The organism is Kitasatospora kazusensis (assembly GCF_039529945.1).
Taxonomy (GTDB): domain Bacteria; phylum Actinomycetota; class Actinomycetes; order Streptomycetales; family Streptomycetaceae; genus Kitasatospora; species Kitasatospora kazusensis.
The window spans coordinates 1-9,328 of the sequence record NZ_BAAANT010000081.1 but is presented as its reverse complement, the minus strand read 5'-3'; the positions used below and the strand labels follow the sequence as shown (position 1 = coordinate 9,328).

4 protein-coding genes are annotated in these 9,328 nt (G+C 70.7%); 3 read left to right on the top strand and 1 reads right to left on the bottom strand.

Annotated elements, in window-relative coordinates; translation table 11 throughout:
* Positions 1-1,609: Ig domain-containing protein (locus ABD330_RS31500; protein ID WP_344469729.1), on the bottom strand; the 1,609-nt coding region annotated here is incomplete at its 3' end.
* 749 nt (positions 1,610-2,358) lie between these two features.
* On the opposite strand from ABD330_RS31500, the gene ABD330_RS31495 reads away from it, so the two are divergent.
* The 3 genes from ABD330_RS31495 to ABD330_RS31485 all read left to right on the top strand — a co-directional run bounded on the left by ABD330_RS31495 (position 2,359) and on the right by ABD330_RS31485 (position 9,215).
* Complete coding sequence (locus ABD330_RS31495) at positions 2,359-4,155, top strand: alkaline phosphatase family protein (RefSeq protein WP_344469728.1); 1,797 nt, start codon at positions 2,359-2,361, stop codon at positions 4,153-4,155.
* 334 nt (positions 4,156-4,489) lie between these two features.
* Positions 4,490-6,781: a right-handed parallel beta-helix repeat-containing protein gene (locus tag ABD330_RS31490; protein ID WP_344469727.1), complete on the top strand. Its 2,292-nt coding sequence runs from the start codon at positions 4,490-4,492 to the stop codon at positions 6,779-6,781.
* Between the two features lie 112 nt (positions 6,782-6,893).
* Complete coding sequence (locus ABD330_RS31485) at positions 6,894-9,215, top strand: NosD domain-containing protein (RefSeq protein ID WP_344469726.1); 2,322 nt, start codon at positions 6,894-6,896, stop codon at positions 9,213-9,215.
* The last annotated feature ends 113 nt before the right edge of the window (positions 9,216-9,328 follow it).

Sequence of the window (9,328 nt, the reverse complement as noted above, 5' to 3'; positions counted from 1 at the left end):
TGATCAGGCCGTTGGAGCTGATCGACAGGCCGGTGGGCAGGCCGGTGGCCGAGTAGGTCAGGGTCTGGCCGGAGGCCGAGTCACTGCCGCTGACCTGGAGGCTGACCGCACCGCCGGTGGTGGTGCTCTGGTTGCCGGGGTTGTTCACCGTGACGGTGTTGCCGGTGGTGGTGCTGACCGTCCAGGAGAAGGAGGCGCTGCCGCTGGCACCGGTGCTGTCGGTGGCCTTGACCGTCACCGAGGAGGTGCCCGCAGTGGTCGGGGTGCCGGAGATCAGGCCGCTGGAGCTGATCGACAGGCCGGCCGGGAGGCCGGTGGCCGAGTAGGTCAGGGTCTGGCCCGAGGCGCTGTCGGAGCCGGTGACCTGCAGGCTGACGGCGGTGCCCACCTTGCCGCTCTGGCTGCCCGGGTTGTTCACCGTGACGGTGTTGCCCGGGTTGCCGACGATCGGGTGCGAGATGGCGCAGGCGTTGGTGTCGTTGGACCAGCTGGCCTGCTCGGAGTACGTGCCGAACGAGCCGAAGTTGATGTTGGCCGCGCCGCCGGCGGTGCCGGGCGCCAGCCAGGCGCACTCGTCGGAGTTCTCCTGGCCGTTGAACGAGCTGCCGCTGACGTTGTTGGTCCAGCCGCCGGCCGGGTTCTGGTCGGACATCATCTCGTGCCACTCGTGGCCGAGGGTCATCGTCCAGCCGTCAAGCGTTCCGGGGGAGTTGACGAAGCCGACGCCGCAGCCCGCACCCGAGTCCATGTTGTACGGCTGGTTGCTGAACGCGACGTCGCCGTAGGGCGAGGTCACGGCGCCGCCGGTGAGCGAGCTGTCGCCGTTGTAGTCGTGCCAGGCGCAGTACTGGCCCTGGTAGTTGTCCGGGTTGGTGCCGGTCGGCGACAGGATCACGTAGTACGCGTCCCGGTTTGCCGCGGCGGTGGTGTTGCCGAAGTGGGCGGCCGCGTTGACGGCCTCCTGGCCGAGCTGGTGGCCGGTCGCGGCACTCGGGGAGGCGGCCGCGTTGTCGTACCACACGCCGGAGAGCACGCCGCCGGCCTGGTACGGGACGAAGTTGGCGTTCGAGGGGCAACTCGTCGCGCCGGTGGCCACGTTCGGGCCGTCGCACCACTGGGTCAGGTCGGCCGACCACAGCTCGTTGTTGGTGCCGATGCCCTTGAACATCTGCTGGGTGGCGCCGGCGGCGCCGTCCGCGTCACCGGAGAACTTCGCGTTCCCGTTGCCGTCGGTGCTCTGGCTTCCCCACTGGTTACCGTAGAAGACGAGGTAGACCTTGGAGTGGCCGCTCTGGACGCCGATGCCGTCGATACCGCCGCCGTAGGACAGCGTCTCCGGCCCGGTCGCCGCGTCCGGCGTCGCCTGACCGGCCGACCAGGCCTTCATCTTGGCGTTCTGCTGGATGGTCGGGATCACCCCGTGCCGGTAGGAGTGCTGGTAGGCGGGGCTGTACGGGTTGCTGACCGAGTGGCCCGACGCCTGCTGTGCGGTCGTCTCGGCCATCGCCTGGGGTGCGGCGACGGCCATCATGACGCCGGTGACGAGGGACAGCGACGCGACGCCGGCGAAGGCCGCTCGTGCTGCGCCGCGGATACGGGGGGTACCCATGTGTGGGGGATCCTCTCTCCTGCGGAGCGCCCGGGCGCCGGTCGGCGTGGGCGGTCCGCTACGTGGGACAGGGCTTCTGCGTGGCTCATGACTGCACATGGCACATGACTGCGTGGCACATGACTGCGAGGCGCACCGATGGGGCAGTGACCTGCTGGTCTCGCTGTACGTCGAAGGTGTCGCACGACAGGGCGGAAGGACGGGGCGTCACGCAGTCTCTGCGCGCAGCGGAGGATCCTGCCAGCAGAGGGACTCAAGGCACGGCGTAGCGACCCGCGTGGAACTCCCGTCCTGCTCCGACGGGCAGAGATCAAAGCAACCGTGACTACTCACACGGCTTCTGGCGGTACGACAGATACGTGGTGCGCCGTTTGCTGCGTTGAAGCAAAGCAGAGTTGGCGAACGCCGGTCAACGGTGCGGACGTGCATTTCGCGCACCTACCGACCGGTCGGTCGACCAGCCCGGAGGGGGGTCCGTCGCCGGTCCGTGCCGACGGCGTGTCCGGCGCGAACCGGAACTCACGACCTCTTCACGTGCCGTCGCACCCGGTGTCGACATGCTGCCCACGAACGCTTCACCGCCCCGGGACGGCGCCCGGACACGACGCCGGAGGTAAAGCCGCCTCGGCCGTATCCGTCCCCACCTCGTCCACGGCCCGTTGGCCCAATGTTCCTTCGACCGCCAGTCCGAGGCGCTATCAATGACTCGTCCATGACGAAGTACACGGCAACTGGATGGGTCCCCGGATATGAGACTTCTTTGGCGAGCGCTCGGCAGCGTTCTCGCACTGCTCGGTGCCCTGCTCGTGGTGGTGACACCGGCGGGCGCGGCCACCAGCAGCGGCAACCTGATCGTGAACGGCGACGCCGAGGCGGGCTACTGCACCACCGACTGGACCGCGGCGAGCACCATGCCGGGGTGGACGGTGCTCTCCGGGAGCCCGGACGTGGTCTGCCACTCGGTCGGGAGCTTCGGCTACCCGGCCAGCCAGACGCCGGGCAAGGCGTTCTTCGCGCCCGGCAACCAGGGTGACGGCGCGATGCAGCAGAGCGTCGACGTCTCCTCCGCCGCCGGTGCGATCGACGGGGGCGGGATCGGCTACAACCTGTCCGGCTGGCTCGGCGGCTGGACCAGCTACGCCGGCTACGCCCAGGTCTCGCTCCAGTTCAGGAACGGCTCGGGCCAGCAGGTCGGCTCGACCGCGACCCTGCCGACCGTCTCCGCCGCGGACCGCTCCAGCAGCACCTCCTTCCTCTCCCGCACCAGCACCGGCACCGTCCCGGCCGGCACCCGCTCGATCCTGGTCCAGGTGCAGTTCCTGCAGAGCTCCGGTGAGTCCGGCTACCTGGACAACCTCTCGCTGACCCTGACCACGCCGGTCACCGCCGCCGCCCTCACGCCGCCGGTGTCCAAGGTGCCGGGCTACGACCACGTCTTCACGGTCATGATGGAGAACACCGACTACTCCCAGGTCATGGGCGACCCGGCGGACACGCCGTTCATCCACAGCCTGATGGCGCAGGGCGCCGACATGACCGACCAGCACGGGGTCTACCACCCCAGCGACGAGAACTACCTGGCCGTCGCGGGCGGTGACACCTTCACCACCGGCGCGACCTACTGGCCCAACATCAAGAGCGCGGGCACCAACCTGGGCGACACGGTCGAAGCGGCCGGCAAGACCTGGAAGGCGTACGAGCAGGGCATGGGCACCCCCTGCAACACCACCACCCAGTACGACGCGAAGTACGAGCCGGACGACGCGCCCTTCATCAACTACACCGACATCAGCGGCAACCCGGCCCGCTGTGCGGCGCACCTGTTCGACACCACCCAGCTGACCACCGACCTGCAGAGCGCGGCCACCACGCCGAACTTCTCCTGGATCGCGGCGGACGACTACTACGACGGCGAGGCGTCCGGCAACGGCAGCGCCGCCAGCCTCAAGGTCCAGGACACCTGGCTCCAGCAGACCCTGGCGCCGGTCATGCAGTCCCCGGCCTGGACCACCCAGAAGTCGCTGCTGATCCTGACCTGGGACGAGGACAACAGCAACCCGGACAACCACATCGCGACCGTGGTCGTGGGCTCCCAGGGCACCGTCCCGGCGGGCACCACCAGCACCAGCCGCTACGACCACTACAGCACCGCCCGCACCATCGAGGCGGCCCTCGGCCTCCCCGGCATCACCGCCAACGACACCTACGCGACCCCGATGAACGACGCCTTCGTGCCCGTCTCGGCCCCGGCCCCGACGAACACGCTGACCACCGGCACGCCGAACGTCTCCAACGGCGCGAACGTCACCTTCCAGTACTCGACGCCGGCCTCGACCGTCAGCTCGACCAACTGGATCGGGATCTACCCGGTGGGCGTGACGCCCGGCCAGCAGTCCTCGCTGACCTGGCAGTACGCCCCGAACGGCAGCGGCAGCCTGACCTTCAGCACCAGCAAGCTCTCCGGCGCCGGCACCTACGCCGTCTGGTACCTCTACAGCGACGGCTACACCGCGCTGGCCGGCCCGCTCACCCTGACCGTGAGCTGAGCTGAGCTGAGCTGAGCTGAGCTGAGCTGAGCTGAGCTGAGCTGAGCCGACCCACCCCGCCCCGCTCGTTTCACCCGAGGGCCGCCAGGACACTCCCGTCCCGGCGGCCCTCCGCGTTCCGTGCGTTCCGGCGTTCCGCTCGTCGAGGCGCCCCCGGCGGGCCCGTCCCTTCCAGCGACAACCCCGTGGTGCCGGGTGAAAGGCGTGTGAAAGGATCGCGCACGCGGTCCGGCCGGAGCGGAGACCCCAGGGTCCTGGACCGCCACCATTCCTTTCCGACGGGACACCCGTCTTCTCCGCCCATGGGGGCATCATCAACATACGTACAGGTGCCATGGCCGGCGCCGCGCTGCTGAGCGCGCTCGCCGTTCCGGTCATCGGCCAGACCGCGGCGAACGCTGCCACCACCGACGTCTACGTCAACAACAGTGCGACCGCGAAGTGCACCGACGGCGGCACCGGGCTGCCCACCGCGCCGTTCTGCACCGTCCAGGCCGCGGCCGATGCCGCCCTGCCGGGCCAGACGGTGCACATCGCCTCGGGCCAGTACAAGGACGCGCTGAACATCACCCACTCGGGGACCGCCGCCGCGCCGATCAGCTTCGTGGCCTCCTCCAGCGGCTACGTCGGGATCGGCGGCGTCTGGGACGCGGCCGTGCCCAGGCCGGGGATGGCGGTGACCGGGGCCCAGCACCTGCGGTTCAAGGGCATCGGGTTCAGCGCCAGCGGCTCGGACGCCGTCGTTCTCTCGCACGCCACCGACGTCTCGGTGCTCTCCTCCCAGATCTCGGGTGGCGGCGGATCCGGCCAGGTCGGCGTCCGGGTCGGCACCGGGTCCAGCCACGTGACCGTCGCCGGCTCCTACTTCGAAGTCGGCGGGACCGACATGGTGATCGAGCAGGGTGCGAGCGACACCGTCGTCAGCACCAACGAGATCCGCGTGAACTCCGTCGACTCGCACTCCGGGGTCGTGGCGCTGGGCTCACCCGGCACGGTCGTCGTGAGCAACACGATCAACACCAACTGCGGCAACGGGATCGTCCTCGCGGGCGCCTCGACCGGTGCCGTGGTCGAGAACAACGTGGTCGAGACCGGGGCCTCCCAGGGCGGGCCCGCCGGGCCGTGTGCGGCGGGCCGCCCGGACACCGGGCTGACCGTCTCGGCGGAGGCCGCGCCGTCGGCGAAGGCCGACTACAACGTCATCAGCCCGATGAGCGGCGGTCCCGCCTACGACTGGGCGGACACCTCCTACCAGGCGCAGGCCGCCTTCCTCACGGCGACCGGCCAGGGCGCGCACGACTTCGTGGCCGACCCGGCCTTCCCGTACGACGGCAGCAAGCCGCCGCTCGCGCCCTGGATCGACTCGGCCGACGCGAACGCGCCCGGCATGCTGGACACGGACTTCTACGGCCACCCGGCTGTGGACGACCCGCTCGTGCCCGACACCGGTACCGGCAGCGGCTTCCGCGACCGCGGCGCGCAGGAGTACACCGCCTTCGGCAGCCTCTACACCCCCGCCTCCCCGGCCCGGCTGCTGGACACCCGGTACGGGACGGGCGCCGGCAAGGCCAAGGTGCAGACCGGCGGCTCGGTCGACCTCCAGGTGGCCGGCGTGGCCGGCGTGCCGCCGACCGGGGTCACGGCGGTGACGCTGAACGTCACGGTCACCGGTCCGACCGCCGACGGCTTCCTGACGGTGTACCCGAGCGGCCAGAAGCGCCCGACGGCCTCCAACCTGAACTGGTCGGCGGGGACGACGATCGCCAACCTGGTGACGGTGCCGGTGGTGAACGGCAAGGTGTCGTTCTATGCGGGCGGTCGGCCGGGCGGCGTCGACGTGATCGCCGACCTGGCCGGCTACTACAGCGGCAAGGGCGACGTGTTCAGCAGCGCCTCCCCGGCCCGGCTGCTGGACACCCGGTACGGGACGGGCGCCGACAAGGCCAAGGTGCAGACCGGCGGCTCGGTCGACCTCCAGGTGGCCGGTGTCGGCGGCGTTCCGCAGGGGGCCACCGCCGTCACGCTGAACGTCACCGCCACCGACCCGACCGCCGACGGCTTCCTGACGGTGTACCCGAGCGGCCAGGACCGTCCGACGGCCTCCAACCTGAACTGGTCGGCGGGGACGACGATCGCCAACCTGGTGACGGTGCCGGTGGTGAACGGCAAGGTGTCGTTCTACGCGGGCGGTCGGCCGGGCGGCGTCGACGTGATCGCCGACCTGGTCGGCTACTACGGCGCCGACGGCTACGACACCTACCGGCCGACCGGCCCGTGGCGGGCGATGGACACCCGCTCCGACCACTACGAGGAGGGCGAGCTGATGCGTAAGGCCGCCCCGGTCGGCCCCGGCCAGACGCTGGACGTCGACATCCTCAGCGGTGCCCGCCTGCACGCGGCGACGCTGAACGTCACGGTCACCAACGGCGGTGCGGGCGGCTACCTGACGGTCTTCCCGTCGGGCAGCACCCGTCCGGGGGTCTCGAACCTGAACTGGTCCGCGGGCCAGACGATTCCGAACCAGGTCGTCGTCAAGGTCGGCGCCAACGGCAAGGTCTCCTTCTACAACGGCAGCAAGAGCACCGTCGACCTGGTGGTCGACGTCTTCGGCTACCAGGCGTACTGACCGGGACCGACGTGGCGGCCGGCCCCTGCCCACGGGCAGGGGCCGGCCGCCGCCGGCCCGACCACCTGACAGAGCACCACGCAGCACCACGCAGGGTTCCACTTCTCCGCCCATGGGGGGCATCATCAAGACTCGAATCGGCGCACTGAGCGCCGCCGCACTGCTGGGCGCGATCGCGCTGCCGGCCGTCGGGCAACTGAGCGCGGGCGCGGCCCCGACCAACCTGTACGTGAACAACGGTGCCGGCGCGCACTGCACGGACAGCGGCACCGGGCTCCAGGAGCAGCCGTTCTGCACGGTCTCCGCGGCGGCGGCGGTCGTGCTGCCCGGGCAGATCGTGCACATCGCCACCGGGACGTACCCGGAGCAGGTGAACATCACCAGGTCCGGCACGGCCCAGGCACCCATCACCTTCCAGACCGACGTCACCTCCTGGCAGCGTCCCTCCGACGTCGGCGCGAAGATCGGCAACAGCGCCGCCGGCGGGACCGCCGACGCGCTGGTCATCACCGGCGCGCAGCACATCCGGATCATGAACCTCAACCTCGCCGCCGTGAGCGAGGGCGTGCACGTCGAGAACTCCGGCGACGTCAGCCTGATGAACGGGACGGTGGCCGGGGCGGCCCGGGCGGCCGTCCGGGTCACCGGCAAGTCGGACCGTGTCACGGTCGGGAAGTTCAACCTCTGGTACGCCCAGGGGCAGGGCATGCTGGTCGACGGCGGCTCCACGAACACCGTGCTGACCACCAACCTGGTCAACACGGGATCGGCCGACGCCATCACCGTGACGGACGCACCTGGCACGGTCGTCGTCGCCAACTCGGTCTACGACAACTGCCGGTACGGCATCGCGCTGACCGGCGCGTCCTCGGGCGCGACGATCGAGAACAACGTCGTCGCACGGAACAGCACCTTCGGCCCGCAGCCCAACGCCTGCTGGTCCAGCACCCCCTGGTCGCACGTGAAGGTCGACGCCACCTCCGCGGTCGGGACCATGAGCGACTACAACGTCGTCAGCACGGTCAGCGGCGACACGGCGTACGACTGGGCCGGCAAGACCTACACCGACCGCCCGTCCTTCACCAAGGACACCGGGCAGGGCCCGCACGACTCCTTCGGCGACCCGAACATCAACTGGCAGGGCGACCGGCACGCCGCCCCGATGCCGGCCGTCGACTCGGCGGACGAGACCGCACCCGGCATGCTCGCCACCGACATCGACGGGATGAGCCCCAAGGACGATCCGCTCACCCCGAACACCGGGACGGGATCCGGCTACCGGGACCGCGGCGCGTCCGAGCTGCAGGACGTCGGCAGCCTCTACACCCCGTCCGGGCCGACCCGGGTGCTCGACACCCGCTACGCGGTCGGAGTGAGCACCACGACCCCGCTCACCAGCTGGCTGGACCTCCAGGTGACCGGGAAGAACGGCGTCCCGGCCGGCATCACCGCGGTGACCCTGAACGTCACGGTGACCGGCTCGACCGGCCCCGGGTACCTCCAGGTCTACCCGACCGGGACCGGCTCCTCGGGCTCGAACCTGAACTGGACGGCCGGCCAGACCATCGCCAACGCGGTCACCGTGCCGGTCAGCGCGGACGGCAAGGTGACGTTCTCGCAGCGCGGCAACGGCGGTGTGCACGTGATCGCCGACCTCGCCGGCTACTACGGCGCGAGCGGCAGCGTCTACCACTCCACCGCCCCGGCCCGGGCGCTGGACACCCGCTACGGCACGGGCGCCACGGCCGGGGCGGTGCCCGCCGGTGGCACGGTGGACCTCAAGGTGGCGGGTACCAAGGGCGTGCCGGCGACCGGTGTGAAGGCGGTGGCCCTCAACGTCACGGTCACCGGCCCGACCAGCGGCGGCTTCCTGTCGGTCTACCCGCACGGCCAGGCCCGGCCGACCGTCTCCAGCCTGAACTGGTCGGCGGGGACGACCATCGCCAACCTGGTCACCGTCCCGGTGGCGGCGGACGGCAGCGTCTCGCTGTACGTCGGCGGCGCCCCCGGCACCGTGCAGGTGATCGCCGACGTCGAGGGCTACTACGACGCCACCGGCCACGACGTCTTCCGGACGGTCAACCCCGACCGGCTGATGGACACCCGCTACGCCACCCGTGACTTCTGCGGCGGGCCGACCCGGCAGCCCGCGCAGATCCCGGCGGGCGGCACGCTCGACCTCTCGCTCTGCTACGGCGGCATCAGCAGCGCGACGCTCAACGTGACGGTCACCAACCCGGGCAGCGGCGGCTTCCTGACGGTCTACCCGCACGGCCAGACCCGCCCGTTGGCCTCCAACCTGAACTGGTCGGCCGGGGAGACCATCCCCAACCAGGTCATCGCCCAGGTGAAGGACGGCAAGGTCTCGTTCTACAACGGCGGCCAGGCCCCGATCGACCTGGTGGTCGACATGTTCGGCTACCAGGGGCTCTGACCCCGGCCCGCTCCGACCGGGGGCCGTCAGGACACTTCCGTCCCGGCGGCCCCCGGCCTGTGCGGCACAGCACTGTGGCCCGGCTCCCCGCCAGTACGGCGGGGAGCCGGGCC

What these genes read in the sequence shown, in the direction of transcription:
- ABD330_RS31495 (WP_344469728.1), top strand. Translation starts at nt 2,359, where the DNA reads ATGAGACTTCTTTGGCGAGCGCTCGGCAGCGTTCTCGCACTGCTCGGT.
- ABD330_RS31490 (WP_344469727.1), top strand. Translation starts at nt 4,490, where the DNA reads ATGGCCGGCGCCGCGCTGCTGAGCGCGCTCGCCGTTCCGGTCATCGGC.
- ABD330_RS31485 (WP_344469726.1), top strand. Translation starts at nt 6,894, where the DNA reads ATGGGGGGCATCATCAAGACTCGAATCGGCGCACTGAGCGCCGCCGCA.